The following is a 25,946-nucleotide window of genomic DNA, read 5'->3' as shown; positions in this document are numbered from 1 at the left end:
AACCATGACCAAGGCCATCCGCCTTCATGAAACCGGGGGCGCAGACGTCCTCAGACTCGAGAACGTCGAAGTCGGCGAACCCGGCGCGGGCCAGGCCCGCGTGCGCCACAGCTTCATTGCAGTCAATTTCGCCGACATCTACTTTCGCAGCGGCGTCTATCCGCTGGCGCTGCCCAACGGCCTGGGTACCGATGCGGTGGGCGTGGTCGAGGCCGTCGGGCCCGGCGTGACGGACATCCGCGTGGGCGACAGGGTGGGCTACCTGGTCGGTCCGCCGGGCGCCTACGCGCAAGCGCGCGTGATGCCCGCCGAGGTGCTCATTCCCCTGCCCGACGGCATCACGGATCGCACCGCCGCGTCGCTCATCATGAAGGGCATGACCGCGCAATATCTGTTTCGCCAGGTCTACCCGCTGAAGGGAGGCGAGACCATCCTGTACCACGCGGCGGCGGGCGGCGTCGGTCTGATCGCCTGCCAGTGGGCGCGTGCCATGGGCGTGACCATGATCGGTACCGTCAGCACCGACGAAAAGGCCGCCATCGCGAAGGCCAGCGGCTGCGCGCACACCATCGTGACATCGCGCGAGAACATCGCCGAGCGTGTGAAGGAGATCACCGAAGGAAAGGGCGTTCCCGTCGTCTACGACTCGGTAGGCAAGGACACGCTGGAAGCTTCGCTCGACTGCCTGCAGCCTCGCGGAACGCTGGTGAGCAACGGCACTTCGTCGGGCCCGGTGATCCTCGACACCAGGCTGCTGGCAACCAAGGGTTCCATCTGGCTCACCCGGCCGGCGATGAGGCATTACATCGAGCCGCGTGCGCACATGCTCGACATGGCGCGGGAGCTGTTCGACCATGTGCTCGCCGGGCACATCGTCAGCGAGCCGAAGCAAAGCTTCGCCCTGGCCGATGCAGCAGAAGCGCACCGCGCGCTCGAAGGACGCAAGACGATCGGCTCCACCGTCCTCGTTCCCTGAGCGACGTGCGATCGCGATCCGCCCGCCGCGGCGTCGAGCTCTGCGATCGTCGCCAGGGACCGGCCGGGCCAGGCGCGGATCCGCCTTTTCCGGGGCGAGGTCGGTACCATAATGGCGCTCAAGCACCTCCCATGAGACACATTGCACGACTCATGCGCAGCGCCAGCTTGAGCGGTTACGTCGAGTTGGTGAAGTCGCTCGGTCGGGACCCCTATGCCTTCATGCGAACCGTGGGGCTGCAGCCGACGTTCCTCGAAGATCCCGAGACGCTGATCCCGAGAGATGCCGTGCGCGAATTGCTGGAGATCACCGCGCGTGCCACGCAGACCGAAGATCTGGCGCTGCGTCTTGCGGCGCAACGCAAGCTCTCCGCCCTCGGGCCCATCAGCCTCGTGCTGAGGGAGGAGGCCACGCCGAGGGACGCCCTCGACACGCTGTGCCGCTACCTGAAGCTGGTCAATGCCTCGCTGAGCGTCCATGTCGAAGACACCGGCAGCGTGGTGGTCATCCGGGAAGACTTGCTGCCAAGCCCCGGGCTTCCGATGCGACAGTCGGTGGAACTCGCCGTGGGCACCATGTTTCGCATGCTGAGTGATTTGATCGGYCCGCATTGGCGACCGCTGGAAGTCTGCTTCACGCATCGCCCACCCATGGACGTCTCCAGCCACCGCGCCTTCTTCGGACGGCGCGTCAAGTTCAACCAGGAATTCAACGGCCTGGTCTGCCTGGCGATCGACCTGTCCAAGCCGCGCGAGCCGGGAGACCAGGTGGCGGCGGGCTTCGCGCGCAAGTACCTGGAAGCGGCCCTCAGGGATCGCAGTGAAAGCGTGCATGACAGCTGTCGCGAGCTCATCCTCGCACTGCTGCCTGGTGGCGCCTGCAGCGCGAGGGAGGTTGCTCGGCACCTGCGCGTCGATCGTCGCACGCTGCACCGCCGGCTCTTTGCGGAGGGCCTCACCTTCAGTAGCTTGCTCGACCAGGTGCGCTCGGACCTGGTCAAGCGCCATCTGCGCGAGAGCGACCTGCCGCTGAGCGAGGTGGCAGAGCTGCTGGGCTTCTCCAACGCCAGCAGCTTCAGTCATTGGTTCCAGAGTCAATTCGGCTGCAGCGCCTCGCAATGGATCAAGCAAGCGGCGGACATGGCGGCGGCGGCGGCGGAAGAGCACGGGACGCCCTGATCGGTCGGCAATTCTCGGCCTGCTGCGTTCTTGGCTGCGCTCGATCGCAAGGGCTGTCTCAGATCGGCAAGTTCGTGTCCCAAAAGGACAAGCGACAAGGGTTGCGGCGCCAGATACTGGATCAAGGAAATCAGGCCCTCCCCATCGCCTGATTCATTCCACTTGAATCAAGACATCGAACGGAGAAACCTGCCATGGCAGCCCCCAAAGCAAGGTCATCGTGACGTGTGCGGTGACCGGAGCGATCCGCACGCCGACCATGTCGCCCTATCTGCCGATCACGGCGGACGAAATCGCCCGCGAGGCGATTGCGGCCGCGGAGGCGGGCGCGGCTATCCATGGCGGCTTCGTTGGAAGGGAACGTTCGCGTCGGGCTCGAGGACTCGCTGTGGGACGGGCCGGGGCGGCTCGCGAGGAGCAACGCCCAGCAAGTGCAACGCGGTCAATGGCGGCAAGACCGCCATGTAGTTCGGGGCGCCAGCCGCCCGTGCGTCTGACTTCGGCCGATTCACACAGGCTCAATCCGCGGTCGGACGCTCGCCCCCGCATCATTTTTCAATAGCGAAGAGACCCCATGAGAAAACCCCTGATCGCCTTGACTGTCCTCACCGCCGGTGGCGCTGCGGCTCAGTCCTCTATCACGATGTTCGGTGTCATGGACGCGACGGTCAGCGGCTATTCGAACAAGGCCGAGACGCCGCTCGGCATCGCCGTCACAACCAGCAGCACAGTACAGAACAGTGGAGGCTACGCCAGCAGTCGCCTGGGCGTCCGCGGCACGGAGGATCTCGGTGGCGGTGCGGCTGCCAACTTTTGGCTCGAAGCCGGGATACTCAACGACACCGGCGCCGGCTTCGCGTCTGGAGGGGGTCTTGCTTTCAACCGTCGTTCGACGGTCAGCCTGTCAGGGTTCATGGGTGAACTCCGCCTCGGTAGGGACTACACGCCCACGTTCTGGAACGACGCCGTGGCCGATCCGTTCACCTCCAACGGCGTGGGCATCAACCTGATTGCTACCGCGAGTGGCTTCAACACACCAGGCCAGGCAGCAAACGGGTTCCAGGCGAACCCCAACTACATTCGCGCTTCCAACTCGGTGGGCTACTTCCTGCCGCCGAACCTGGGCGGCTTCTACGGCCAGGTGATGTACGCCTTCAACGAAGCGATCAAGTACGACCCGGGCGTGTTGACACCGAACGCACCGAACAGCCAGCGATCCGGGCGCTACGTCGGCGGTCGCTTCGGCTACACGAAGGGCCCCCTGGATGTTGCAGTGGCGGCAGGTCGAAGCACGATTGGAGACCAATTCTTCCTGGGCACGACGAGCAACCTCCAGATCTGGAACGTTGCCTCCACGTACGACTTCGGCGTCATCAAGCTGTTCGGCGAGTACTCGAACAACAAGCTAAAGACAGACTTCTCCGGCATCCCGCCGGTCGCGAACGCTTTTGGCTTCACCAGCCCGGGAGCCAACGGCGCGCTGGTCGGCTTGACCGTACCGGTCGGACCCGGGCTGATTCGTGCCGTCTATACCCAGGTGAAGTACAACAACGTCACTGCCGCCAATCAGATCGCTCCTGGCCTGTCTCCGGACCCAAAGTCCGAGAAGTTCGCCCTCGGCTACGTGTACAACCTGTCGAAGCGTACGGCTCTCTACGCGACGGCTGCACGGATCGACAACAAGAATGGTGCCGACCTGACAGTTGGCGGGCCCGCCTACTTCACGAAGGCGATCAACGGCTCAGTGCCGACGCCACAGTCGTCGACTGGCTATGACGTCGGCATCCGACACGTCTTCTGATCGTCCAATGACCGCATTGACCTTGGCCGGTTGGCCCACGCTCGGACGTCAGCTGTTCCCCGGCGTCCTCGCCAGTGTCGTCGYGGCCGCAGCGGCCACGTTTCTGTCGCAGCACTATGGCGCGCCTGTCATGCTCTTCGCGCTGCTCCTCGGCATGGCAATGAACTTCCTGTCCGCCGACGGCCCCTGCGCCGCCGGCATCGAGTGGACAGCACGCCAGGTGCTGCGCATGGGTGTGGCGCTGCTGGGATTGCGCATCACCACTGGCCAGATCGCCGCGATGGGGTGGCATCCRGTGTTGATGGTGGTCGCATCGGTAGCGCTCACCATCGGCCTGGGCATCGGGATAGCCAAACTGATGGGGTATCGAAGCTTTTTCGGCTTGCTCACGGGAGGCGCCGTCGCGATTTGCGGCGCCTCGGCGGCCATGGCGCTTTCGGCGGCCATGCCAAACCATGCCATGCGGGAGCGTGCCACGCTCTTCACCGTGATCAGCGTCAGCGCGCTGTCGACGCTGGCGATGGTCCTCTATCCGATGATCGTGCGTGCGCTGGGCCTCGATCCGGTACAGGCGGGGATTTTCCTCGGAGGCACGATTCATGACGTGGCCCAAGTCGTAGGTGCCGGCTATGGCATGTCCGTCGCCACGGGCGATGCCGCCACCTTCGTGAAGCTCCTGCGCGTTGCAATGCTCCTGCCGGTGATCGCGTTCGCGGGCTTCCTGACGCGAGCCCATCAAGGCAGCGCCGTCGAAGGCAAGCGTCCGCCGCTATTGCCATTGTTCGCGATCGCCTTCGCGGTACTGGTCGCGATCAACAGCACGGGCTGGGTGCCCAAGGCTGTCACACAAACTGGCGTGGACCTTTCGCAATGGTGCCTCGTCGCCGCAATCGCCGCGATCGGCATGAAGACCCAGTTGAAAGAGCTTGCAACGGTGGGATGGATGCCAATCGCTCTGATGGTCGGCGAGACAATATTCCTCGCTGTGTTCGTGGCAGCTTGGCTGCACTGGGGCGGCGCAGCACTCGGGTGAGCAATTCAGGCGTCGGCCCAATATCGCTGGGGCGGTTCGTGTCTCACACCTCAAGGTCAAGCATGCGTGACTCCGAACGCCTGTTTCGAGTCTCGCGTTGCAGAAGGTGCACGGCGCCATGGACCCCGGGGCTTGGATGCAAAATGCCGTCGACCTCAAGCGGAGCGACCCATGCGCATCGAACACATCGCCCTCTGGACCCAGGACCTTGAACGCTTCAAGCGCTTCTACGTCGACTACTTCGGTGCCGTGGCGGGCAGCGGCTATGTCAATCCCGCGAAGGGCTTCGCGTCCTGCTTCCTGAGCTTCGAGGACGGCGCGCGGATCGAGGCCATGACGACCTCCACCTTGGATCCCGTCGTCATCGAACCGGGTGCCCAGCGCATGGGCCTGACGCATTTCGCGGTCTCGCTGGGCTCCGAGCAAGCTGTCGATGCGCTGACGCAGCGGTTGAAGGCCGACGGTTATCCGGTGCTCGACGGGCCCCGCCGAACCGGCGATGGCTACTACGAGAGCGTGGTACTCGATCCGGACGGCAACCGGGTGGAAATCACCGCGTGATCGGCTCAGGCCGATACGCCGGCGGCAGCAGGTAGCCGTCGCGGTACACGCCCTGGATCAGTCCGCTGACGCGGTCGTTGGAGCGGGCCGTCACGAACTCGCGTTCGGCCGTCTGGTAGACCACGATCGTGCAGGGCGTGCGCTTGCTGAGCGTGCGGGCGACGCCGGTGGCCTGGCTGGAGGTGGGATAGGTGTTCATGAAAACCTTATCGGCATCCCGCCTGAATGCTGAAGGGCGTCGCCGCTCGATCGGCCTCAGGTGCCGCCGCCGCCCTGGAAGAACGCATTGAGTTCATTGCCGGCCGCGGCATCCGCGAAGCCATCGAAGCGCCCCTCGTCGGCGATCCCGCGCGCGGCGCGAATGAATCCGCCCCATGCCGCGCGCGCCAGCGCGCCGCCGACGCTGACCCGCCGCACGCCGAGCGCCTCGATGTCCTTCATCGTGAGCTCGCTGGTCGAGCCGACCAGCAGGTTGACCGGCTTCGGCGCCACCGCGGCGACCACCGCCGCGATCTGCTCGCGGGTGCGGATGCCCGGCGCGTAGAGGCAATCGGCGCCGGCTTGCGCGTAGGCCTTGAGGCGCGCGATGGCGTCGTCGAGGTCGGGCCGGCCGGCGAAGAAGTTCTCGGCCCGCCCGACCAGCAGCACGTCGCCGCCGGCTTCGTCGATGGCGGCGCGGGCCGCACGCAGGCGCGCGACCGCAACGTCGATGTCATGCAGCGGATGCGCAGGATCGCCGGTCGAATCCTCGATCGAGAGACCGGCCACGCCGGTGTCGATCGCCATCCGGACACTCTGTGCAACGTCTGTCGGATCGGAGGCGAAGCCGCTCTCGAAGTCGGCATTCACGGGCAGGTCGGTGGCCGCCACGATATCGCGCAGATGGGCCAGCACCGCCTCGCGCGACAGCGCTCCGTCGGGCCGGCCGAGCGACCAGGCGCAGCCCGAGCTGGTGGTGGCCAGGGCCTTGAAGCCGAGGCCCTCGAGGTAGCGTGCGCTGCCGACGTCCCAGGGGTTCGGGATCACGAAGCAGCCCGCAGCATGGAGCGAGCGGAAGTCGGCGCGTTTCTGGGCAATGGTACGTGTCATGGGAGCCTCCTGGCGCCGCATTCTGCACCCTACCGGGCGGTAGGAGCGCGAGTCTCCAAGGCGACGCCGCCTCCGGAGAAACCTTAGGCGGCGCCGTCGCCCCCGCTTCCACAATGGCCCGGCGCGTTCGATGCCGCCGTGGCCGCATCGCCTGGGTCAACCGAGGATTCATGTGGAAATGTTCTTTCAGCAACTCCTGAACGGCCTGACCGTCGGAGGCGTCTACAGCCTGGTGGCGCTGGGCCTGACGCTGGTCTACGGCATCCTGCACGTACCGAACTTCGCCCATGGCGCGTTCTACATGGCAGGCGCGTTCGCGGGCTACTACCTGATGGCCAAGCTGGGCCTCAACTACTGGCTGGCGATGGCCGGCGCCGCGGCGATCGTGGCGGCGATCTCGATGCTGACCCAGCGGCTGGTGTTCCACCCGTTGCGCAACGCGCCCGAACTGCACGACATGATCGCCGCCATCGGTGTGCTGCTGTTCCTCGAGGCCGGTGCACAGGCCCTGTTCGGCGCCGACTTCCATCGCATGCCCACGCCGTACGGCCAGGTGGTCGAGGTCTTCGGCCTCACCGCGCCGCTGCAGCGCCTCTTGATCATCGCCGGCGCCTTCGGCCTGATGGTGCTGCTGCACCTGTTCCTGAACCACACGGTGATCGGCTCGACCATCATCGCGATGGCGCAGAACCGCGATGGCGCCGCGCTGGTCGGCATCGACGCCACGCGCGTGACCTTGCTGGTGTTCGCAATCTCGGGCGCACTGGCCGCGATCGCCGCGGTGCTCTACGCGCCGATCAACCTGGTCTATCCGGCGATGGGCAACCTGGTCATCACCAAGGCCTTCGTGATCATCATCCTCGGCGGCATGGGGAGCTTCCCGGGGGCGATCGTCGGCGGGCTGATCATCGGCATGGCCGAGAGCTTCGGCGGCTTCTACTTCTCGACCGACTACAAGGACATCATCGCCTTCGTGCTGCTGGTGGTGATCCTGTCGTTCCGCCCGCAGGGCCTGTTCACCGCGAAAGGGGCGCGCTGATGAACTGGCTGCAAGGAAAGACCGGCTGGGCGCTGCTGGCCGTGGCCGCGCTCGCGTTTCCGCTGTTCGCGCAGAACAACTACCTGATCTCGGTCGCGACGCAGGCCTTCATCATGGCGATCGCGGCGCTCGGGCTCAACCTGATCACCGGCTACACCGGGCAGTTCAACCTCGCGCACGGCGCCTTCATGGCGGTCGGCGCCTACACGGTGGGCATCCTGACGGTCGACCACCAGGTGCCGTTCTGGATCGCCTTCCTGGCGGCCGGGATGGTCACGGCGGTGCTCGGCTACTTCATCGGCCTGCTGTCGCTGCGGCTGCGCGGCCACTACTTCTCGATCTTCACGCTGTGCGTGAGCTACATCATGTTTCTGCTGATCGAGAAGTGGGAAAGCCTGACCCACGGGCCGGTCGGCATCATGGGGATCCCGGCGCCGGCCGGCATCGGCCCGCTGCAATTCGGCACGCCGCTGTCGCAGTACTACCTGGTGCTGGCCTTCCTGGTGCTCGGCCTCTGGATCATGGCGCGCATCGTGCGCTCGCTGCTGGGCCGCAGCTTCATGGCGGTGCGCAACAGCGACGATCTGGCCGAGGCGCTGGGCATCGACCTGATGCGCACCAAGACGCTGTCCTTCGTTCTGTCGGTGGTCTATGCCGGCTTCGCCGGTGCGCTCTATGCGGGCCAGGTGCGATTCCTCGGCCCCGACCTGGCCAGCGAAGCGGTGACCTTCGACCTCGTGATGTTCGTGCTGGTGGGTGGCATCGGCACGCTGCTCGGGCCCTTGCTCGGCACCTTCCTGGTGACCTGGCTGACGCAGAGCCTGCAGTTCCTGCAGGACTACCGCATGGTGGTGTTCGGCCCGGTGCTGATCGCGCTGATCATCTTCCTGCCGGACGGCATCGTCGGCACCTGGCTCAAGCGGCGGGCCCAGCGCGCGGATGCAGCCCATGCCGCGAAGGCGACCCATGCGGTCCCCGTGGGCGCGCAGGAGGTGCAGAACAATGCTTGAAATCGAATCGCTGACCAAGCAGTTCTTCGGCCTCACCGCGGTCGACCACATCTCGACCCGCTTCGAGCGCGGCCAGGTCAGCGCCATCATCGGGCCCAACGGCGCCGGCAAGACCACCTTCTTCAACCTGGTGGCGGGTACGCACAAGTCGAGCTCGGGCCGCATCCGCTTCAACGGCCAGGACCTCACCGGCCTGCGGCCCGACCATGTGGCGAAGCTCGGCATCGCGCGCACCTTCCAGACCACGCACCTGTTCGACAACGCCAGCGTGCTCGACAACCTGATCGTCGGTCACCGGTTGCGCACGAAGTCGGGCCTGTGGGACGTGCTCGCCAACACGCGCCGGCTGCAGGACGAAGAGCGGCTGTGCCGCGACAAGGCGCGCCAGGCGCTCGACTTCGTCGGCCTGTCGCATGTGGCGAATCGCATCGCGGCCGACATCACGCAGGAGGAGCGCAAGCGTGTCGCCTTCGCGATGGCGCTGGCCACCGACCCCGAGCTGCTGCTGCTCGACGAGCCGGCCGGCGGCGTGAACCCCGAAGAAACGGCGGGCCTCGCGGCCCTGATCCGCAAGCTGGTGGACCATGGCAAGACGGTCTGCCTGATCGAGCACAAGATGGACATGATCATGCGACTGGCCGACAAGATCGTCGTGCTGAACAACGGCGCCAAGATCGCCGAGGGCACGCCGGAGCAGATCCGGCGCGACCCGCAGGTGATCGACGCCTATCTCGGAGTCGACCATGCTGCACTTTGAAGGCGTCGACCTCCACTACGGCAGCTTCCGTGCGCTCTCCGGCGTCACGCTGCACGCGGCGCCCGGCGAACTGGTGGTGCTGCTGGGCGCCAATGGCGCCGGCAAGACCTCGATCTTCATGGCCGCCAGCGGCATTCACAAGCCGAGCGCCGGCAGCATTCGCTTCGGCGAGCAAGAGCTGGTAGGCCGGCGCCCGGCACAGATCGTCGCCTCGGGCCTCGTGCATTGCCCCGAGGGCCGCAAGCTGTTCGCGATGATGTCGGTGAGGAAGAACCTCACGCTCGGCGCCTACGTGCACCGGCGCGATGCGGCCGGCATCCAGCGATCGCTCGACGAGGTGTTCGAGCTGTTCCCGATCCTGGCGCAGAAGCAGGACCATCCGGCCGGCTCGCTTTCGGGCGGCCAGCAGCAGATGGTGGCGATCGGCCGCGCCCTGCTCGGCCGGCCCCGGCTGCTGCTGCTCGACGAGCCTTCGCTGGGCCTCGCGCCGCTGATCGTCAAGCAGGTCTTCGAGGTCATCCAGCGCATCAACCAGGCCGGCACCACGGTGCTGCTGGCCGAGCAGAACGCGTACTCCGCCCTGGCCATCGCCGACCGCGCCTATGTCATCGAGCGCGGCCGCATCGCGCTCGAAGGCGACCGCGATTCGCTGCTGCACAACGAGGCGGTGCGTGCGGCGTATATCGGTGCCTGAGCGCCGCTCTTCTTTCTTCCACCACCCGGAGACATCCCGCATGAAAAAAGACATCCACACCGGCCGCGCCATGCTGCCGCTCGCCATGGCCCTCGCAGCGGCTTTCGGCGCCAGCGGCGCCTTGGCGCAGGAAACCGTCAAGATCGGCTTCACCGGCCCGCTGAGCGGCGGTGCCGCGTTGTATGGCAAGAACGTGGTCAACGGCATGGAGATGGCCATCAAGGAGATCAACGCCGCGGGCCTCGAGGTCGCCGGCAAGAAGGTCAGGCTCGAACTGGTGGCGCTGGACGACAAGTACGCGCCCGCCGAGGCCGCGATCAACGCCCGCCGCCTGGTGCAGCAGTACCAGAGCCCGGCGGTGTTCGTGCCGCACTCGGGCGGCATCTACGCGATGCAGGCCTTCAACGAGCAGGAGAAGTTCATCGTGATGGCGTACTCGAGCACGCCGAAGATCACCGAGACCGGCAACAAGCTCACGATCCGCATCCCGCCGACCTTCAACTCCTACATCGAGCCCTTCACGAGCTACGAGATGAAGAAGTTCGGCAAGAAGGTCGGCATGCTGCCGGGCGACCACGAGTACGCCAAGAACTGGACCCAGCTCTTCGGTCCGGCCTGGGAAAAGGCCGGCGGCACGGTCGCCTCCAACAACCCGATGTCCTACAACCGCTCGGCCGACTTCTACAGCGGCGTGAGCCGCGTGCTGGCCGAGAAGCCCGATGTGCTGTTCATCGGCGGTCCGTCGGAGCCGACCGCGCTGGTGGTCAAGCAGGCGCGCGAACTGGGCTTCAAGGGCGGCTTCCTGCTCATGGACCAGGCCAAGCTCGACGAGATGGCCAAGGTCACGGGCGGCCTCGCGCCGCTCGAGGGATCGATCGGCGTGCTGCCGGTGTCGTACGACGAAAGAGTCGGGCCCAAGGCCTTCGCCGCCGCTTACCGCAAGGCCTACGGCGCCGACAAGGACCCGACCACCGAGTCTTCCTACAACTACACGCTGACGCACGCGCTGGCCGGCGCGATGAAGCTGGCCGGCACCACCACCGATGCGGCCGCGATCCGCGCCAAGGTCGGCGAAGCGCTGACCAAGATGGCGAAGGAGACCAACGCCGGCGAATTCAAGGGCGTCGACGCGGTCGGCGGCACCATCGTCGATCCGCTGGTCGCCACGGTCGAAGGCGGCAGGATCAAGCCCGTGAACCTGAGTGACCTGAAGTAGCGCCTGCGGGGCGTTCGGGGGCCACCCGGTGCCCTCGGCGTGATCCCGCCCTCGAAGCGCCTAGCGTTGCGGCGGCCGCACGATCTCGGGTGGCGGGGGCGGCACCGGCATGACCGGCGGCTGTGGATTGAAAGGCGGCGTGATCACCGGCGGCACGACCGGAATCGCGGACGGCACCGGCGAGGGCAGCGAGGCGGGCGGCACCGGCACCGGGCTCTGCGTCGCGGCCGAGGGCTGGTTCGGCGAGGCTTCGCTCTGGACGCTGGCGCGGCCGCCGATCGCCAGCGTGTCGTTGATCGCCTGCAGGTCGTCGGCGCTCAGCGTGCCGTTGGCCTGGCGCAGCTTCAGGTTGCCCACCAGCACGTTGTAGCGCGCCACCGCGAGGTCGCGCTTGGTCTGGAACAGCTGCGCCTGCGAATTCAGCACGTCGATGTTGATGCGCACGCCCACCTGGTAGCCCAGCCGGTTGGCGTCGAGCGCGCTCTGGCTCGAGGCCTCGGCCGCTTCCAGCGCCTTCACCTGGCCGGCGCCCGAGATCAGCCCGAGGTAGGCCGAGCGCGTGGACTGCGAGACGCTGCGGCGGGTCGACTCCAGCGTCTGGCGCGAGTTCTCCTCGAGCGCCAGCGTTTCCTTCACGCGGTTCTCGGTCGCGTAGCCCGCGAACAGCGGCATGTTGAAGACCAGGGCGATGCTCGCGGCATTCACGCGCACCTTGCCGGTGGTCGTGCTGGTGGTGGTGCCGTTCGGGTTGTTGGTGACGTTGTAGCCCAACTGCGCATCGAGCGTCGGCTTGTGGCCGGCCTGGGCCTTCTCGACCTCGAGCTTCGCCACCTCGAGGCCCAGCCGCGCCTGGTCGATGGCCGGGTGCACCTCGTCGGCCTGGGTGACCCAGGCATTGATGTCCGCCGGCTGCACCGTCGGCAGCGCCACCGGCGCCGCCAGCGGGATCGGCTGGGTGCCGGTGCGGCCGACCAGCTGGTCGAGCACGATCTTCTTGACCTGCAGGTCGTTCTCGGCCGCGATCTCCTGGGCCAGCACCAGGTCGTAGCGGGCCTGGGCCTCGCGCGTGTCCGTGATGGTCGAGGTGCCGACCTCGAAGTTGCGCTTGGCCGAGGCGAGCTGCTCGGCGACGCCGATCTTCTGCGCCCGCACCAGCGCCAGGCTGTCCTGGCTCGAGAGCACGTCGAAGTAGGCCTGGCTCACGCGCACCACGAGATCCTGCTCGGCGATCTTGAGCACGTCCTCGGCGATGTCGAGCTGCCGCTTGCTCTGCTCGTAGGTGGCCCAGTTGGCGGGCCGGTAGAGCGGCTGCGTGGCATTGATGCCGGCCGCCTGCGTCGGGATGCCGCGGGTGATCGCAAGGTTGTCGGTCGAGAGCTCCTGGTGCGTGGCCGTGGTGTTGGCCGACAGCCCCACCGCCGGCAGGATGCCCGCCTTGGCCTGCGCTGCCCGTGCCAGATTGGCGTCGTATTGCGCCCGTGCGCCCTGGTAGGTGGCGTCGTATCCGCGCGCGGCGTCATAGAGTTCGATCAGGCTCTGGCCATGGGCCGGCAGCGCGATCGCCGCTGCGAACAGGGTCGCGAGCGCTGCCGAAAGAGGAAGAGGCCTGGGAACGGGCATGAAGCGTCCTTGGAGATTCAAAAATTGATGACTCGGTGGCGAGAACTCAGCGCTGCCCGCAACGCATCAAAACGGCGCAGCCCAATTCCAGAGATACCGCGGAACCGGCTTTGCCGGGCCGCTGGTGTCGCCCCCTTGAGGGGGAGGCGCCGCAGGCGCTTCGGGGGTGTTTCATCTAGTAGCGGGGGACTGCGGGGTCGTGCTGGGCCGACCAGGCATCGATGCCGCCGGCGATGTTCGCCACCTCGTCGAAGCCGTTCTGCGCCAGGAAGGCGGCCACGCGCTGGCTGCGTGCACCGTGGTGGCAGAGGCAGGCGATGCGCTGTCCCGGATCGAGCTCGCCGACGCGGGCCGGGATCTCGTTCATCGGGATTGTCGCCAGTGTGAAGCCCAGGGGCGCCACCTTCGCGGTCTGCAGCTCCCAGGGCTCGCGCACGTCGAGCACGACCGGCGTCGCGTTGGGATTCCTGGCGAACCAGTCGGCGAGCTCGGACGGGCGTATTTGGTCGATCATGAAGGGGGCGGATCAGAAGTTGAAGCGGGATGGCACGGGGAAGTTCAGCAGGCGCGGCGCCACGGTGTCCCAGGGCTGCAGCACATCCCACTTGGCCTCGCCGGTGCGGGTCACGAAGTGGGCGCGCATCATCGGCTCGTCGCCGACGATGGCCGCCAGCCGGCCACCGATGTTGAGCGAACCCAGTAGGCCCTGCGGGATGCGGGCGACCGAGCCGCTCAGCACGATGACGTCGAAGGTCGGCCCGCTCGGCAGCGGCTGGGCGCCGTCGGCGTTGCGCACCTCGACATTCATCACGCCGTTGCGGCGCAGGTTGCCCGCGGCGATGGCCGCCAGGCCGGGGTCGATCTCGAGCGTCAGCACCTGGGCGGCGCGGTGGGCCAGCAGGGCGGCCATGAAGCCGCTGCCGGAACCGATCTCGAGCACGCTCTCGTGCTTCTGGACGTGCAGGTCCTGCAGCATGCGGGCCTCGACCTTGGGCGACAGCATGCACTGGCCGGGCTCGCGGGCGGTGCTGGCGCCCTCGAGCGGGATTTCCATGTCGAAGAAGGCCAGCGCACGGTGCGCCTGGGGCACGTAGTCCTCGCGCCGGATCTGGGCCAGCAGGTCGAGGATGTCGAGATCGAGCACGTCCCAGGGACGGATCTGCTGTTCGATCATGTTGAAGCGCAGGCGCTCCAGCGTGGGGGTGGGGTTCATGGGGTCTCTCCTCGCGGACTCAGGACAAACTTTCGATTTTAGGCGGCGGCACGGGGGGCGCCTCGGCGGCCGGCTTCGCCTGGCCCGCCCAGCGGCGGCGGGCCCAGCTGGCCAGGTCGTCCATGTAGCAATAGACCACCGGCACCACCACCAGCGTCAGCAGCGACGAGGTGATGACGCCGCCGATCACGGCCTGGCCCATCGGTGCGCGCTGCTCGGAGCCCTCGCTGATCGCGAAGGCCAGCGGCACCATGCCGAAGATCATCGCCAGCGTGGTCATCAGGATCGGGCGCAGCCGTACGCGGGCGGCCAGCAGCAGGGCTTCGGCGCGCGGCAGGCCGGGCACCGGCGTGCCGTCCTCGGCGACGCCGGGCTCGCGGGCGCGAATCGCGAAGTCGACCAGCAGGATCGCGTTCTTGGTGACCAGGCCCATCAGCATGACCACGCCGATGATCGAGAACATCGACAGCGTCGAGCGGAAGATCAGGAGCGCCAGCACCACGCCGATCAAGGTCAGCGGCAGCGCGGTCATGAGCGCCAGCGGCTGCAGGAAGCTCCTGAACTGGCTGGCCAGGATCATGTAGATGAAGATCACCGCCAGGGCCAGCGCCGAGACCGCATAGCCGAAGGATTCCTGCATGTTCTTGGTCGAACCGCTGAACTGCCAGCCGTAGCCCGGCGGGAAGGCGATGCCGGCCAGCGCGGTGCGGATGTCGGCCGAGACCTCGCCGGCCGAGCGGCCGTCGACGTTGGCGTTGATGCTCACCTCGCGCGCCAGAGCGCGGCGGTTGATCTGGTTCGGGCCGGTGGATTCGCGCACCTCGGCCACCTGCGCCAGCCGCACGATGCGGCTCGAGCCGTCGGCGTTGGCGCCGACCGCGGTGCTCAGGAAGGGCAGGCGGGCCAGGTCGGCCGGCGAGTTGCGCACCTCGGGCGCCAGCCGGACGTTGACGTCGTAGGTCTGGTCGTCGGGGGCGCGCCAGTTGCCCACCGTGGTGCCGGCCACCAGCGTGCGCAGCGCCGAGGCGATCGGCGCCACGCCGAGGCCGAGGTCGGAGGCGGCATCGCGCCGGACCACCACGCTGACCGTGGGCTTGTCGGGCTTCAGGCTGGAGTCGAGGTCGACCAGGCCGGGGATCGGGCGGATCGATTCCATCACCTTGGCGCTCAGGCGCTCGAGTTCCTTCAGGTCGGGCCCCTGCAGCGAGAACTCGATCGGCTTGTTGCCGCCGACCGAGTCGCGCAGGCCGACGTGCGTGACCGTGATGCCGGGGATCGAGCGCAGGCGCTCGCGCAGCACCGTCGACATCTGGTCGACGCTGCGGCTGCGCGAGCGGCGGTCGACCAGCCGCACGTAGAGGCTCGCGTAGATCTTGCCCTGGGCGTCGCCGCTGTTGATGGTGGTGAGCGTATAGCGCACTTCCGGCATCTCGCGCAGCACCGCCTCGACCTGCCGCGCCTTGGCCTCGGTCACTTCGAGCGAGGAGCCGACCGGCGTGTAGAAGCTGATCGCGGTCTCGGAGAAGTCGGCCTTGGGCACGAACTCGGTGCCCAGCAGCGGCACCATGAAGATGCTGGCGACGAAGATGCCGACGGCCGCCAGCACCGTGGCCAGCTTGTGCACCAGCGACCAGCGCAGGATGCCCTGGTAGCCCTCGGCGAGCCGCTCGGTGGCGTGGTCGAACCAGCCGGTCACGCGGCCGATGGTCTTGTCGTAGAAGCCGACCGGGGCCTCGTTCTCGCCGTGCAGGCCGATCGCCGGCGAACCATGAGCGGACCCGGACTTGATGGCCGGGTCGTGCCAGATGCTCGACATCATCGGGTCGAGCGTGAAGCTCACGAACATCGAGATCATCACGGCGGCCACGATCGTGATGCCGAACTCGTGGAAGAACTTGCCGATGATGCCTTCCATGAAGCCGATCGGCAGGAACACCGCGACGATCGACAGCGTGGTTGCCAGCACCGCCAGGCCGATTTCCTGGGTGCCGTCGAGCGAGGCCTGGTAGGGCCCCTTGCCCATCTGCACGTGGCGCACGATGTTCTCGCGCACCACGATCGCGTCGTCGATCAACAGGCCGACGCACAGCGACAGCGCCATCAGCGTGATCATGTTGATCGTGAAGCCGAACATCGCCATGAACCAGAAGGTGCCGATCAGCGCGATCGGCAGGGTCAGGCCGGTGATCACGGTCGAGCGCCAGGAGTTCAGGAACAGGAACACGATCAGCACGGTCAGCAGGGCGCCTTCGATCAGGGTCCGGCGCACGTTGTCGACGGCGACGCGGATCGGCCGCGAAGCGTCGGCGATCGGCTCCAGCCGCACGCCGGGCGGGAGCTGCGGCTTGATCTCGGCGATCGCCTTGACCAGGCCGTCGACCACCTGGATGGTGTTCTCGTCCTGCGCCTTCTGCACCGACAGCAGCAGCGTGCGCTGGCCGTTGTAGAGCGCCAGGCTGTCGATCTCCTGGGCGCCGTCGCGCACGGTCGCGACCTGGTCGACGCGGATCGGCGCGCCGCCCTTGCGGGCGACGATGATGCGGCCGAAGTCCTCGGGCCGTTCCATGCGGGCGTCGATCTGCACCACGCGGTCTTGTTCGAGCGAACGCACCGAGCCGACCGGCAGCGCCTGGTTCTCGCTGCGCACCGCATCGACCACCTGGCTGGCGCTGACGCCGAAGGCCTCCATGGCCTGCGGGTTGAGATAGATGTTGATCTCGCGCTTGGTGCCGCCGACCAGCGTCACCGAGCCGACGCCGCGCACGTTCTCGAGGCGCTTCTTGAGCACCTGGTCGGCCCAGTTGGTCAGCTCGACGGCGCTGGGTTGCTTGAATGTGGCCCCCACGCTTGCCGCTGCGCGTGCTGCGCTGCCCCCCGAGGGGGCGCTCGCGCCTTGGGGCGGCCCGGCGGCGCTCGTGTCGCCTTCGGGCAGCACCGCCACCGACCACACCGCGCGCGAGGCCGGGTCGAAGCGCAGCACGCGCGGGTCCTTGACCTCGTCGCGGAACAGCGGCCGCACGCCGGCCACCTTCTCGCGCACGTCCTCGGCCGCCTTGCGGCCGTCGACATAGAGCTGGAACTCGATGATGACGACCGACTGGCCTTCATAGCTGCGCGAGGTCAGCGCGTTGATGCCGGCGATCGAGTTGACGCCTTCCTCGACCTTCTTCGTGACCTCGCTCTCGACGATCTCGGGCGAGGCGCCCGGGTACTCGGTGATCACCACCACCACCGGGAAGTCGATGTTCGGGAACTGGTCGACCTGCAGCCGCTGATACGAGAAGGCGCCCAGCACCACCAGCGCGAGCATCAGCATGGTCGCGAAGACCGGGTTCTTGAGACTGACGCGGGTGAACCACATGCTGTTCGACCCTCAGGGCGCGCTGCGCGCCGAAGGGGAGGCGGCCGGCGCCGGCGTCGCGGCGACCGGCATCAGCCGCACCGCCGTGCCCTGGCGCAGCGGCCCGAGGCTGCCGGCCACCACCAGCGCGCCGTCGTCGATGCCCCGCACCGCGACCATCGTCTGGCCGTCGACCTGGCCGCGCAGGCCGGTCTCGACCGGGCGATGCGCGATGCGCCCGTCGACCACCATCTGCACATAGGGCGCCGGCTTGTCGGTGCGCACCGCGGTCAGCGGCAGGGCCAGGGTCTCGGTGCGGCCGACGTCGATCGTGCCTTGCGCGAACAGGCCCTGGCGGAAGCCGGTGGAGCGGTCGAGCCGCAGATAGACCAGCACGCTGCGGCTGCCGGCCTGCGCGCTCGGATTGACGCGCACCACGCTGGCGCCGACGCTGCGTTCGCCGCTCTTCGGGTCGGTCGCGCTGCTGCCCTCGATCTGCAGGCTGGCGCGCTGGCCGACCCGCACCGCCACCGAGTCGGCCGCGGCCAGCGTGGCCTCGACCTCGATCCGGCTCAGATCGACCACCTCGATGATCTTCGCGTCGATGCCGACGCGCTCGCCCGACTGGGCGAGACGCTGCGACACCTGGCCCGCGATCGGGCTCTTGAGCACCGTGTCGTCGAGCGACTTGCGGGTCATCTCGACCGCCGCCAGCGCGGCGCGGTGCGTCGACAAGGCCGAATTGAGGTTCGATTGCGAAGTCTCGAGCGCGTTGCGCGAGATGAATCCCTGCTCGACCAGCGCCTTGTTGTTGTCGAAGGTGCGCTGCGCCACTTCGGCCTGGGCGCGCGACGAATCGGCCTGCTCCTGGGCCTGCCGCAGGCGCGACTGGTACTCGACCGGATCGATGCGCGCGATCACCTGTCCGGCTGCGACGGTGTCGCCTTCGCGCACCGTGAGGCCGATCAGCTCGCCGGCGACGCGCGCCTTGACCTGCGCCGAATCGACTGCGCGCAGCGTGCCCGAGACCGGCAGCATCTCGGCCAGCTCGCGGCGGGCCACCCGCACCACGTCGGCCGGCGCCAGCTCGACCACGGTTTCGGCCGCCGTGCTGCCGGTCGCCAGCCTGGCCTGCTGCGCCTTGCGCGCGCCGATGGCGCGCAGCGCACCGCCGACGAGCAGCACCAGGATCAGTGCCGCAATGGCCCACTTCTTCGTTCTTTTCATGCGGCAGCCTTCGGCGGCAGGCTGAGCCCGTGCAGCACGGTCTCGGCCTGGAGCGCCAGGTATTTCTCGGGGTCGATGTCGGCGGTGTGGTCGAAGCAGATGGCAGGCGAATGCTTCGTGAGCATCAGGAAGATCATCGGCGCGACGACGGTGTAGATCGCCAGGTCGACCTCGACCGGCGCGAACTCGCCGCGGTCGATGCCGCGCTGGACGATGCGCCGGAGCAATTCGTGGCCCGGCTTCACCACTTCGCGGCGATAGAAATCGGCCAGCTCGGGAAAGTTCCGACCCTCGCTCATCATCAGCTTGGTCAGGCCCGAGGCCTTGGTGGCGCCGACCCGCTCCCACCAGACGCGCATGCAGTAGCGCAGCATGTCGGCGGTGCTGCCTTCGAATTCGTCGAACTCGCGGTTCCACTCGGTGAAGCGGCCGGCCAGGTTCTCGATCACGACCGCCTTGAACAGCTCTTCCTTGCTCTGGAAATAGAGGAAGAGGGTGCCCTTGGAGACGCCGGCGCGGGCCGCGACTTCCTCCGATCGGGTGGCGGCGAAGCCCTTCTCGACGAACAGGTCGAGCGCCGCCTCGAGCAGCTCGCCGGGACGGGCTTCCTTGCGCCGCTCGCGCTTGGCGCTCACGGGACAGAGCTTGTCCTTCAGGAATCGGGAGGCGGGCATGTTAATTAATGACTGGCGGGTTAGTAATGTAGTGAGGCCGTTGCACTGCGTCAAGCCGGCACAATGTGCGATAGGTCTCGAATTTCGCCGGAGCTGCCATGTCATCGCCATCCTCGTCCACTGAATCCATCGTCCTCGGCGGCGGCTGCTTCTGGTGCACCGAAGCCGTGTTCGACCGCGTCCAGGGCGTGGTCGACGTCGAGTCCGGCTACAGCAACGGCCAGACCCTGAATCCGAGCTACGAGCAGGTCTGCACCGGCCGCACCGGGCACGCCGAGGTCGTCAAGGTGGTGTTCGATCCGGCGCAGATCTCGCTGCGCGAGATCCTCGAGATCTTCTTCGTGGTGCACGACCCGACCACGCTGAACCGGCAGGGCAACGATGTCGGCACCCAGTACCGCAGCGGCATCTACACCGTCGGCCCGGCGCAGCAGCAGGTGGCCGAGGAGGTGATCCGCGAGATCGGCGACAGCCAGACCTACAGCTCGCCGATCGTGACCGAGGTCGAGCCGCTGGCCAACTATTCGGCCGCCGAGGCCTACCACCAGGACTACTTCCTGAACAACCCGAACCAGGGCTACTGCGCCTTCGTGGTCGGGCCCAAGGTCGAGAAGTTCCAGAAGACCTTCGCGGCCCGCGTCAAGGCCTGAGACCTCGCGGGACAGACCAAGAAACCGCGAAGCAGTTTTTGTCTTCGACTAACCTGAGACCTCGCGGGACAGACCAAGAAACTGCGAAGCAGTTTTTGCTCTGTCCTCGACCAACCTGAGACCTCGCGGGACAGACCAAGAAACTGCGAAGCAGTTTTTGCTCTGTCCTCGGCTGACTAAAGATGCCTTTTGCCCAGCGCTCCCTCCGCAGCCGCACCCTGTTGTGCGTGCTGGCGTTCGCGCTCTGGGCCGCGACCACGCTGGGCCTCATGCACGGCACGCTGCACGGTGCGCCCCCGGCGCCGGCGGCCGCCGTCTCTGCGCATGTCGCCGAGGAAGAGGCCCCGCGCGGGCTGTCGGCGCTTTTCGGTGTCCACACCGAGGCCGAGTGCCGGCTCTACGACCAGCTGTCCCACGGGTCGGCCGCGCCTTGCGTGCCCCCGGTCTTCCTGCCGGTGCTGCTGCCGGCCGCCAGCTTCGTCTGGCTCGAGGGCGAAGTCTTCGCCCGCTGGATTGCGCTGTTCGACGCGCGCGGTCCGCCTTCCACTCGCTGAATCCCGCCTGCTTTCCGGTTGCCGACCCCGCCTGGCGGGGCGCGGCCGGCTGTTCATCGATTCAACGAGTGTTCCTTCATGTCCTTTTCCTTTCCTCGCCACCGCGTGGGCGTCGCGGTGCTGTCTCTCCTGTCCTGCACGTCTCTCACTGCCTGGGCGCAGCAGGCCGCTCCCGAGGCGCCCGCGCCCTCGCTCGCCGAGATCACCGTCACCGGCAATCCGCTCGGCGCCACCGAGCTGATCGCGCCGACCACTTCGCTGTCGAACGAGTCGCTGCTGCTGCGCTCGCAATCCACGCTTGGCGAGACGCTGAACGGCCTGCCGGGCGTCGCCAGCACCAACTTTGGCCCCAACGCCAGCCGGCCGACGATCCGCGGCCAGGACGGCGATCGCATCCGCATCCTGCAGAACGGCGGCAGCGCGCCCGATGCCTCGGCGCTGAGCTACGACCACTCGGTGCCGGTCGATGCGCTGGTCACCGACCGGCTCGAAGTGCTGCGCGGACCGGCCGCGCTGCAGTACGGCGGCAGCGCCGTCGGCGGCGTGGTCAACGTGATCGACAACCGGATCCCGACCGAACCGATCGAGGGCTTCGGGGGGCGGGCCGATCTCGGCTACGCCACCGGCAACCGGGAGAAGGCGGGCGGTGTGGTGCTGGAAGGTGGCACCGGCCGCTATGCGCTGCACGTCGATGCCTTCCACCGCGATTCCGACGACGTCTCGGTACCGATCGAGCTGGCCTGCGAGAACCCGAAGCGGCCGGGCTTCGCGCGCAAGATCTGCAACTCGGCCAACCAGGCCGACGGCGGCGCATTCGGTGGCACGCTGTTCTTCGACCAGGGCTGGATCGGCGCCTCGGCCAGCACCTACCGCAGCACCTATGGCACGGTGGCCGAGGACGACGTCACGATCGGCATGAAGTCCGACCGCTACGCGCTCGAGGGCGAATGGCGGCCCGGCGGCTTCTTCAGCAACGTGCACGCGAAATTCAGCCGCACCGAGTACCAGCACACCGAGTACGAGGGTCCGCTGCCCGGCACCACCTTCGCCAACGACAGCAACGACCTGCGCATCGAGGCGCGGCATCGCCGGATCGGCGACCTCGAGGGCATGGTCGGTTTCACGAGCGAAAGCGGCCGCTTCTCGGCCAATGGCGAGGAGGCCTTCGCGCCCGACAGCCGCACGAAGTCGAACGCGCTGTTCCTGCACGAGGAGCTCGRCACTTCGTGGGGGCGCCTGAGCTTCGGCGCCCGCACCGAAGAGGTCAAGGTGCGGTCGCTCGGCGATCCGACCAACCCGGAAGTCACGCGCTTCTTCGTCGGCGAGCGCGACTTCCACCCGAACAGCGCGGCCTTCGGCGCGCTGGTGAACCTGACGCCGCAGTGGCAGCTGACTTCCAACCTGGCCTACACCGAGCGGGCGCCCAAGGACTACGAGCTGTTCGCCAACGGCCCGCACGTGGCGACGGCGGCCTGGGAGACCGGCGACCCGAAGCTCCAGAAGGAGGAGTCGACCGGCCTCGATCTCGGCGCCCAATGGAGGTCCGGCGCCAACACGGCCAAGTTCAATGCCTACGTGACCCGCTTCAGCAACTACATCGGGCTCACGGCCACCGGCAACGTGCGCAGTGCGGACGGCGAACTCAATCCGCCGCCGGTCGAGACGGCGGACGGGCAGTTGCTGTTCCCCGAGGTCTTCGCCGACTACGTCTACCACGGCGTGCGAGCCCGCTTCACCGGCCTCGAAGCCAACGGCAACCTGCAGTTGCTCGGTGCCGAGGGCTTCTCCCGCGCGGGCGACGGCTCGACCCTCGATCTCGAATGGCGCGGCGATCTGGTGCGGGCCACCAACACCGACACCGGCGAGCCGTTGCCGCGGATCGCGCCGTGGCGGATCGGCAGCACGCTGGCCTGGGGCCGGGGCGCGTGGACCGCACGGCTGGGCTTCGACTACAACGCGGCGCAGAACCGGGTGCCGCCGATGGGCGACCGCGCGACCGCGGCCTACACGCTGTGGAACGCGTCGATCAGCTACAAGCAGCAGGTGCAGCGCGCCAACCTCACGTGGTATGCGCGCGTCGACAACATCGGCAACGCGCTGGCCTACAGCGCGACCTCGATCCTGACGACGACCGTGTATCCGAATGCGCCGCTGCCGGGGCGCAGCTTGAAACTGGGGCTGCGCGCGACTTTCTAGGGTCCGGCAGCGGCCGGGTCCGTCGGCTATTCTCGACGGGCATGAATGGTCCCGTCGTTTCCTCGCTGCTGCCCGTGGTCATCCTCATCGCGGTCGGCTGGCTGGCGGGGAGGAAGCGCTGGATCCGCGGCGATTCGGTCAAGGACCTGTCCAACCTGGTGTTTCTGCTGCTGGCGCCGCCGCTGCTGTTCCGCTCGATGAGCACGGTGCGCGTCGAGCAGCTGAGCCTGAAGCCGGTGGCGGCCTATTTCCTCGCCGCCGGCCTGATCTTCGCGGCCACGCTGGTGTGGCGCGGCTTCAACCGCACCGGCGTCGTGCTGGCGCTGGCCAACACCTACAGCAACACCGTGATGATCGGCATCGCGCTCGTGGGCCTGGCCTACGGGCCCGAGGGCATGGTGGTGCTGCTGACGCTGATCTCGCTGCATTCGCTGGTGCTGCTGACCAGCGCCACCGTGTTCCTCGAGCTCGCGCTGGCGCAGGAGGATGCGCAGCGCCTGGCGTCCGGCGGCGAAGGGCGGCCGCCGATGGCGCGCACGGTGGGGCGCGCCTTGCGCAACGCGATCATCCATCCGGTTCAGGCGCCGATCCTGCTGGGCTTGCTGTTCGCGCAGACCGGGCTCGCGATCCCGGCGGTCCTCGACCGGCCGATCGCCCTGCTGGGGCAGGCCTTCAGCCCGGTGGCGCTGATGCTGGTCGGCATCACGCTGGCGCTGACGCCGGTCGGCCGGCATTGGCGGCAGGCGCTGGCCCACGCGTCGATCAAGAATCTGGTCCATCCGGCGCTGGTCGCCGCGTTCGGACTGGCCTTCGGCCTGCGTGGCCTGCCGCTGACCGTGATGGTGGTGGCGGCGTCGCTGCCGATCGGCGCCAACGTGTTCCTGTTCGCGCAGCGCTACCGGAGCTCGGAAGGCTTGATCACCGCCAGCGTGGTGGTCTCGACCGTGATGGCGCTGGCCTCGGTCTCGGTGGTGATGGCGCTCGCGGGCCGGCTCTGAGGCCTTGTCAGGGTGCCAGCCGCTCGCGCACCCAGGCGCCGCCCTCGGCGCGATAGCGCAGCCGATCGTGCAGCCGGCTCTTGCGCCCCTGCCAGAACTCCCAGCGGTCGGGCACCAGCCGGAAGCCGCCCCAATGCGGCGGCCGCGGCGGCGAGAGCAGGTGCTTCGCGGCCTGTAGCGCGGCGTTCTTCACCAGCACGTCGCGTCCGCTGATGACCTCGCTCTGTGGGCTGGCCCAGGCGCCGATGCGGGAGTCGAGCGGGCGGCTCGCGAAGTAGGCGTCGCTCTCGGCGGCATCGACCTTCTCGACCCGGCCCTCGATGCGCACCACGCGTTCGAGCTCGACCCAGTGGAACTGCAGCGCCGCGTAGGGATTGCCGGCCAGCTCCTGGCCCTTGCGGCTCTGGTAGTTGGTGTACCAGACGATGCCGCGGGCGTCGTAGCCCTTGATCAGCACGATGCGCGTCGACGGGCGCAGGTCGCCGCCGACGGTGGCGAGGGTCATGGCGTTGGGTTCCGGCACCTGGGCATCGATCGCCTCGGCGAGCCAGCGTTCGAACTGGTCGAGCGGGTCGGCGGCGCTGTGGGTTTCGTCGAGCTCGGCGCGCTCGTAGCTCTTGCGCAGCGCGGCCAGCGATTCATTGGATGAACTCATGCCGCGATTGTTGCCCAAGCGAAGCGGACATACTGCGGCCATGAATGCCGCCACGCCCGAATTCCGCCCGCCGACCGTCATCGTTCTCGCTTCGGGGCGCGGCGAGCGCTTCCGTGCCGCCGGCGGCGAAGGCCACAAGCTGAGGGCGCCGCTGGCCGGCGCCACCGTGCTCGCGCACACGCTGGCCGCGGTGCGCGCAAGCGGCCTGCCCTGGCATCTTGAGGACGTGGGCCATCCGGGCATGGGCGACTCGATCGCCGCCGCGGTGCGGGCCACGGCCGACGCCGCGGGCTGGCTGATCCTGCCGGCCGACCTGCCGCTGGTGCAGCCCGCGACCTTGAACGCCGTGGCATGCGCGCTGGGCCCTTCGATGCAGGCGGCGCAGCCGAACTACCGCGGCCAGCGCGGCCATCCGGTGGGCTTCGCCGCCAGCTGCTTCGAGCCGCTTTCGCGACTGTCGGGCAACCAGGGCGCCGCCCCCGTGCTGCGTGCGCTCAGGGAAGGCGGGCAGGTGGCCGACATCGGGGTCGACGATATCGGCATCGTGACCGACATCGATACGCCCGACGAACTCGCGCGCGCCGAAGCCTTGATGCAAGCCCGGCTCGGCTAAACGCCCAGGCCGGCGCCGGGCCGCCCCGAGGCGGCCTGCGGCCCCCTCGGGSGGCAGCGACCCACACGCAGTGGGGGAGCGTGGGGGCTATCCCCGACCGACGAAGGGCATCTTGGTCGCCATGATCGTGTGGAACAGCACGTTGGCTTCCAGCGGCAGATTGGCCATGTAGAGCACCGACTGCCCGACGATGGCGACGTCGATCACGGGCTCGATCGCGATCTCGCCGCTGGCCTGCGGCACGCCCTTCGTCATGCGCGCGGCCAGTTCGGTCATCGCATTGCCGACATCGACCTGGCCGACCGCGATGTCGTACTTTCGGCCGTCCAGCGAGGCGGTCTTGGTCAGGCCCTGCACCGCATGCTTGGTCGCGGTGTAGGCGATCGAATTGGGCCGCGGCGCGGTGGCCGAGATCGAGCCGTTGTTGATGATGCGGCCGCCGCGCGGCGTCTGCGCCTTCATGGTGCGGAAGGSCTGCTGGATGCAATAGAACATGCCGGTCAGGTTGATGTCGACCACCCCCTGCCACTGCTCGGGCGTCCAGTCCTCGAACGGGCCCGGCGGATTGCCGACGCCGGCGTTGTTGAACAGCAGGTCGACGCGGCCGAAGCGCTCGACCGCGGCCGCGAACAGCGCCTTCACCGATTCCGCATCGGCCACGTCGGTGGGCACGGCCAGTGCCCGCGCGCCGGCGCCCGACTCCTTGGCGACCTGCTCGAGGGGCTCTTGTCGACGGCCTGCCAGCACCACGCTCCAACCATCGCCCAGCAAGGCCAGCGCAGCCGCCCTGCCGATGCCGCTGCCGGCGCCCGTGACGACCGCGATACGGCTTGTCTTCTCACCACTCATTCC

General features: G+C 67.9%; 26 protein-coding genes and 1 pseudogene. 17 read left to right on the top strand and 10 right to left on the bottom strand.

Features of this window, described 5'->3' with window-relative positions:
- The first annotated feature begins 4 nt into the window (after nt 1-4).
- The 7 genes and pseudogenes from AC1D2E_RS09940 to AC1D2E_RS09910 all read left to right on the top strand — a co-directional run bounded on the left by AC1D2E_RS09940 (nt 5) and on the right by AC1D2E_RS09910 (nt 5,549).
- The gene (locus AC1D2E_RS09940; RefSeq protein ID WP_478197248.1) at nt 5-976 is read left to right on the top strand and encodes a quinone oxidoreductase family protein; all 972 of its coding nucleotides are present in this window, start codon (nt 5-7) and stop codon (nt 974-976) included.
- Between the two features lie 131 nt (nt 977-1,107).
- The gene (locus AC1D2E_RS09935; RefSeq protein WP_478174455.1) at nt 1,108-2,154 is read left to right on the top strand and encodes an AraC family transcriptional regulator; all 1,047 of its coding nucleotides are present in this window, start codon (nt 1,108-1,110) and stop codon (nt 2,152-2,154) included.
- Between the two features lie 166 nt (nt 2,155-2,320).
- Nucleotides 2,321-2,491, top strand: a pseudogene (locus AC1D2E_RS09930) (3-keto-5-aminohexanoate cleavage protein); the annotation flags it as partial.
- Between the two features lies 1 nt (nt 2,492).
- Entirely contained in the window at nt 2,493-2,651 is a 159-nt protein-coding gene (locus tag AC1D2E_RS09925) for a 3-keto-5-aminohexanoate cleavage protein (RefSeq protein ID WP_478197247.1), read from the top strand.
- A 77-nt stretch (nt 2,652-2,728) separates the two neighbouring features.
- Nucleotides 2,729-3,955 (top strand): porin, encoded by a 1,227-nt coding sequence (locus tag AC1D2E_RS09920; protein WP_478197246.1) that lies wholly within the window; start codon nt 2,729-2,731, stop codon nt 3,953-3,955.
- 7 nt (nt 3,956-3,962) lie between these two features.
- On the top strand, nt 3,963-4,988 hold the full coding sequence (locus AC1D2E_RS09915; protein WP_478197245.1) for a YeiH family protein: 1,026 nt from the start codon (nt 3,963-3,965) through the stop codon (nt 4,986-4,988).
- Nucleotides 4,989-5,159: 171 nt separating this feature from the next.
- Nucleotides 5,160-5,549, top strand: a complete 390-nt coding sequence (locus AC1D2E_RS09910; RefSeq protein WP_478197244.1) for a VOC family protein — start codon at nt 5,160-5,162, stop codon at nt 5,547-5,549.
- Here AC1D2E_RS09910 and AC1D2E_RS09905 read toward each other — a convergent pair.
- Together AC1D2E_RS09905 and AC1D2E_RS09900 are read right to left on the bottom strand one after the other, a co-directional pair.
- Complete coding sequence (locus tag AC1D2E_RS09905; protein ID WP_478174430.1) at nt 5,539-5,748, bottom strand: hypothetical protein; 210 nt, start codon at nt 5,746-5,748, stop codon at nt 5,539-5,541. The two genes, AC1D2E_RS09910 and AC1D2E_RS09905, sit on opposite strands and share 11 nt — an antisense overlap.
- A gap of 56 nt (nt 5,749-5,804) precedes the next feature.
- Nucleotides 5,805-6,638: an isocitrate lyase/PEP mutase family protein gene (locus AC1D2E_RS09900; protein WP_478197243.1), complete on the bottom strand. Its 834-nt coding sequence runs from the start codon at nt 6,636-6,638 to the stop codon at nt 5,805-5,807.
- Between the two features lie 172 nt (nt 6,639-6,810).
- Between AC1D2E_RS09900 and AC1D2E_RS09895 the strand changes: the two genes are divergently transcribed.
- Genes AC1D2E_RS09895 through AC1D2E_RS09875 form a run of 5 tightly spaced genes read left to right on the top strand, consistent with a single transcriptional unit; the run spans nt 6,811 to nt 11,354 of the window.
- Nucleotides 6,811-7,677, top strand: coding sequence for a branched-chain amino acid ABC transporter permease (locus AC1D2E_RS09895; RefSeq protein WP_478197242.1), 867 nt, complete (start codon nt 6,811-6,813; stop codon nt 7,675-7,677).
- The gene (locus AC1D2E_RS09890; RefSeq protein ID WP_478197241.1) at nt 7,677-8,687 is read left to right on the top strand and encodes a branched-chain amino acid ABC transporter permease; all 1,011 of its coding nucleotides are present in this window, start codon (nt 7,677-7,679) and stop codon (nt 8,685-8,687) included. The genes AC1D2E_RS09895 and AC1D2E_RS09890 overlap by 1 nt, the downstream gene beginning before the upstream one ends.
- Nucleotides 8,680-9,444 carry an ABC transporter ATP-binding protein gene (locus AC1D2E_RS09885; protein ID WP_478197240.1) on the top strand — a complete coding sequence of 255 codons (765 nt, stop codon included), beginning with the start codon at nt 8,680-8,682 and terminating at the stop codon, nt 9,442-9,444. The genes AC1D2E_RS09890 and AC1D2E_RS09885 overlap by 8 nt, the downstream gene beginning before the upstream one ends.
- A complete protein-coding gene (locus tag AC1D2E_RS09880) occupies nt 9,431-10,138 on the top strand; it encodes an ABC transporter ATP-binding protein (RefSeq protein ID WP_478197239.1) in 708 nt (235 codons plus the stop codon). Before AC1D2E_RS09885 ends, AC1D2E_RS09880 begins: the two co-directional genes overlap by 14 nt.
- A gap of 40 nt (nt 10,139-10,178) precedes the next feature.
- A complete protein-coding gene (locus AC1D2E_RS09875) occupies nt 10,179-11,354 on the top strand; it encodes an ABC transporter substrate-binding protein (protein ID WP_478197238.1) in 1,176 nt (391 codons plus the stop codon).
- 60 nt (nt 11,355-11,414) lie between these two features.
- On the opposite strand, the gene AC1D2E_RS09870 is transcribed toward AC1D2E_RS09875, so the two are convergent.
- The 6 genes from AC1D2E_RS09870 to AC1D2E_RS09845 form a co-directional block, all read right to left on the bottom strand.
- Nucleotides 11,415-12,974 (bottom strand): TolC family outer membrane protein, encoded by a 1,560-nt coding sequence (locus AC1D2E_RS09870; RefSeq protein ID WP_478197237.1) that lies wholly within the window; start codon nt 12,972-12,974, stop codon nt 11,415-11,417.
- Nucleotides 12,975-13,149: 175 nt separating this feature from the next.
- Nucleotides 13,150-13,488 (bottom strand): rhodanese-like domain-containing protein, encoded by a 339-nt coding sequence (locus AC1D2E_RS09865; RefSeq protein ID WP_478174422.1) that lies wholly within the window; start codon nt 13,486-13,488, stop codon nt 13,150-13,152.
- 12 nt (nt 13,489-13,500) lie between these two features.
- A complete protein-coding gene (locus tag AC1D2E_RS09860) occupies nt 13,501-14,187 on the bottom strand; it encodes a protein-L-isoaspartate O-methyltransferase family protein (RefSeq protein WP_478197236.1) in 687 nt (228 codons plus the stop codon).
- Nucleotides 14,188-14,206: 19 nt separating this feature from the next.
- Nucleotides 14,207-17,548, bottom strand: a complete 3,342-nt coding sequence (locus tag AC1D2E_RS09855) for an efflux RND transporter permease subunit (RefSeq protein ID WP_478197235.1) — start codon at nt 17,546-17,548, stop codon at nt 14,207-14,209.
- Nucleotides 17,549-17,560: 12 nt separating this feature from the next.
- Entirely contained in the window at nt 17,561-18,754 is a 1,194-nt protein-coding gene (locus AC1D2E_RS09850) for an efflux RND transporter periplasmic adaptor subunit (RefSeq protein ID WP_478197234.1), read from the bottom strand.
- Nucleotides 18,751-19,428, bottom strand: coding sequence for a TetR/AcrR family transcriptional regulator (locus AC1D2E_RS09845; protein WP_478174418.1), 678 nt, complete (start codon nt 19,426-19,428; stop codon nt 18,751-18,753). The genes AC1D2E_RS09850 and AC1D2E_RS09845 overlap by 4 nt, the downstream gene beginning before the upstream one ends.
- Before the next feature lie 98 nt (nt 19,429-19,526).
- On the opposite strand from AC1D2E_RS09845, the gene msrA reads away from it, so the two are divergent.
- The 4 genes from msrA (at nt 19,527) to AC1D2E_RS09825 (ending at nt 23,826) form a co-directional block, all read left to right on the top strand.
- On the top strand, nt 19,527-20,078 hold the full coding sequence (gene msrA / locus AC1D2E_RS09840) for a peptide-methionine (S)-S-oxide reductase MsrA (RefSeq protein ID WP_478197233.1): 552 nt from the start codon (nt 19,527-19,529) through the stop codon (nt 20,076-20,078).
- 182 nt (nt 20,079-20,260) lie between these two features.
- Nucleotides 20,261-20,632 (top strand): hypothetical protein, encoded by a 372-nt coding sequence (locus AC1D2E_RS09835; RefSeq protein WP_478197232.1) that lies wholly within the window; start codon nt 20,261-20,263, stop codon nt 20,630-20,632.
- Between the two features lie 78 nt (nt 20,633-20,710).
- Nucleotides 20,711-22,828, top strand: coding sequence for a TonB-dependent receptor (locus AC1D2E_RS09830; protein ID WP_478197231.1), 2,118 nt, complete (start codon nt 20,711-20,713; stop codon nt 22,826-22,828).
- A gap of 41 nt (nt 22,829-22,869) precedes the next feature.
- On the top strand, nt 22,870-23,826 hold the full coding sequence (locus AC1D2E_RS09825) for an AEC family transporter (protein WP_478197230.1): 957 nt from the start codon (nt 22,870-22,872) through the stop codon (nt 23,824-23,826).
- 7 nt (nt 23,827-23,833) lie between these two features.
- Here AC1D2E_RS09825 and pdxH read toward each other — a convergent pair whose 3' ends face one another.
- Nucleotides 23,834-24,481 (bottom strand): pyridoxamine 5'-phosphate oxidase, encoded by a 648-nt coding sequence (pdxH, locus tag AC1D2E_RS09820; protein ID WP_478197229.1) that lies wholly within the window; start codon nt 24,479-24,481, stop codon nt 23,834-23,836.
- 40 nt (nt 24,482-24,521) lie between these two features.
- On the opposite strand from pdxH, the gene AC1D2E_RS09815 reads away from it, so the two are divergent.
- Entirely contained in the window at nt 24,522-25,094 is a 573-nt protein-coding gene (locus AC1D2E_RS09815; RefSeq protein WP_478197228.1) for a nucleotidyltransferase family protein, read from the top strand.
- 87 nt (nt 25,095-25,181) lie between these two features.
- Here AC1D2E_RS09815 and AC1D2E_RS09810 read toward each other — a convergent pair whose 3' ends face one another.
- Complete coding sequence (locus AC1D2E_RS09810; RefSeq protein WP_478197227.1) at nt 25,182-25,943, bottom strand: SDR family oxidoreductase; 762 nt, start codon at nt 25,941-25,943, stop codon at nt 25,182-25,184.
- Nucleotides 25,944-25,946 lie beyond the last annotated feature (3 nt).

Source organism: Variovorax sp. P1_H2, from assembly GCF_056405295.1.
Note: the sequence above shows the minus strand (reverse complement) of the source record. Positions and strands in the feature narration are given on the sequence as shown.

Bases quoted from the DNA above. Each gene is read 5' to 3' on its own strand.
- AC1D2E_RS09910 (WP_478197244.1), top strand. From the start codon at position 5,160: ATGCGCATCGAACACATCGCCCTCTGGACCCAGGACCTTGAACGCTTC.
- AC1D2E_RS09875 (WP_478197238.1), top strand. From the start codon at position 10,179: ATGAAAAAAGACATCCACACCGGCCGCGCCATGCTGCCGCTCGCCATG.
- AC1D2E_RS09865 (WP_478174422.1), bottom strand. From the start codon at position 13,488: ATGATCGACCAAATACGCCCGTCCGAGCTCGCCGACTGGTTCGCCAGG.
- AC1D2E_RS09825 (WP_478197230.1), top strand. From the start codon at position 22,870: ATGAATGGTCCCGTCGTTTCCTCGCTGCTGCCCGTGGTCATCCTCATC.
- AC1D2E_RS09845 (WP_478174418.1), bottom strand. From the start codon at position 19,428: ATGCCCGCCTCCCGATTCCTGAAGGACAAGCTCTGTCCCGTGAGCGCC.
- AC1D2E_RS09860 (WP_478197236.1), bottom strand. From the start codon at position 14,187: ATGAACCCCACCCCCACGCTGGAGCGCCTGCGCTTCAACATGATCGAA.
- AC1D2E_RS09885 (WP_478197240.1), top strand. From the start codon at position 8,680: ATGCTTGAAATCGAATCGCTGACCAAGCAGTTCTTCGGCCTCACCGCG.
- msrA (WP_478197233.1), top strand. From the start codon at position 19,527: ATGTCATCGCCATCCTCGTCCACTGAATCCATCGTCCTCGGCGGCGGC.
- AC1D2E_RS09905 (WP_478174430.1), bottom strand. From the start codon at position 5,748: ATGAACACCTATCCCACCTCCAGCCAGGCCACCGGCGTCGCCCGCACG.
- AC1D2E_RS09835 (WP_478197232.1), top strand. From the start codon at position 20,261: ATGCCTTTTGCCCAGCGCTCCCTCCGCAGCCGCACCCTGTTGTGCGTG.
- AC1D2E_RS09940 (WP_478197248.1), top strand. From the start codon at position 5: ATGACCAAGGCCATCCGCCTTCATGAAACCGGGGGCGCAGACGTCCTC.
- AC1D2E_RS09890 (WP_478197241.1), top strand. From the start codon at position 7,677: ATGAACTGGCTGCAAGGAAAGACCGGCTGGGCGCTGCTGGCCGTGGCC.
- AC1D2E_RS09920 (WP_478197246.1), top strand. From the start codon at position 2,729: ATGAGAAAACCCCTGATCGCCTTGACTGTCCTCACCGCCGGTGGCGCT.
- AC1D2E_RS09850 (WP_478197234.1), bottom strand. From the start codon at position 18,754: ATGAAAAGAACGAAGAAGTGGGCCATTGCGGCACTGATCCTGGTGCTG.
- AC1D2E_RS09870 (WP_478197237.1), bottom strand. From the start codon at position 12,974: ATGCCCGTTCCCAGGCCTCTTCCTCTTTCGGCAGCGCTCGCGACCCTG.
- AC1D2E_RS09880 (WP_478197239.1), top strand. From the start codon at position 9,431: ATGCTGCACTTTGAAGGCGTCGACCTCCACTACGGCAGCTTCCGTGCG.
- AC1D2E_RS09815 (WP_478197228.1), top strand. From the start codon at position 24,522: ATGAATGCCGCCACGCCCGAATTCCGCCCGCCGACCGTCATCGTTCTC.
- AC1D2E_RS09925 (WP_478197247.1), top strand. From the start codon at position 2,493: ATGGCGGCTTCGTTGGAAGGGAACGTTCGCGTCGGGCTCGAGGACTCG.
- pdxH (WP_478197229.1), bottom strand. From the start codon at position 24,481: ATGAGTTCATCCAATGAATCGCTGGCCGCGCTGCGCAAGAGCTACGAG.
- AC1D2E_RS09900 (WP_478197243.1), bottom strand. From the start codon at position 6,638: ATGACACGTACCATTGCCCAGAAACGCGCCGACTTCCGCTCGCTCCAT.
- AC1D2E_RS09855 (WP_478197235.1), bottom strand. From the start codon at position 17,548: ATGTGGTTCACCCGCGTCAGTCTCAAGAACCCGGTCTTCGCGACCATG.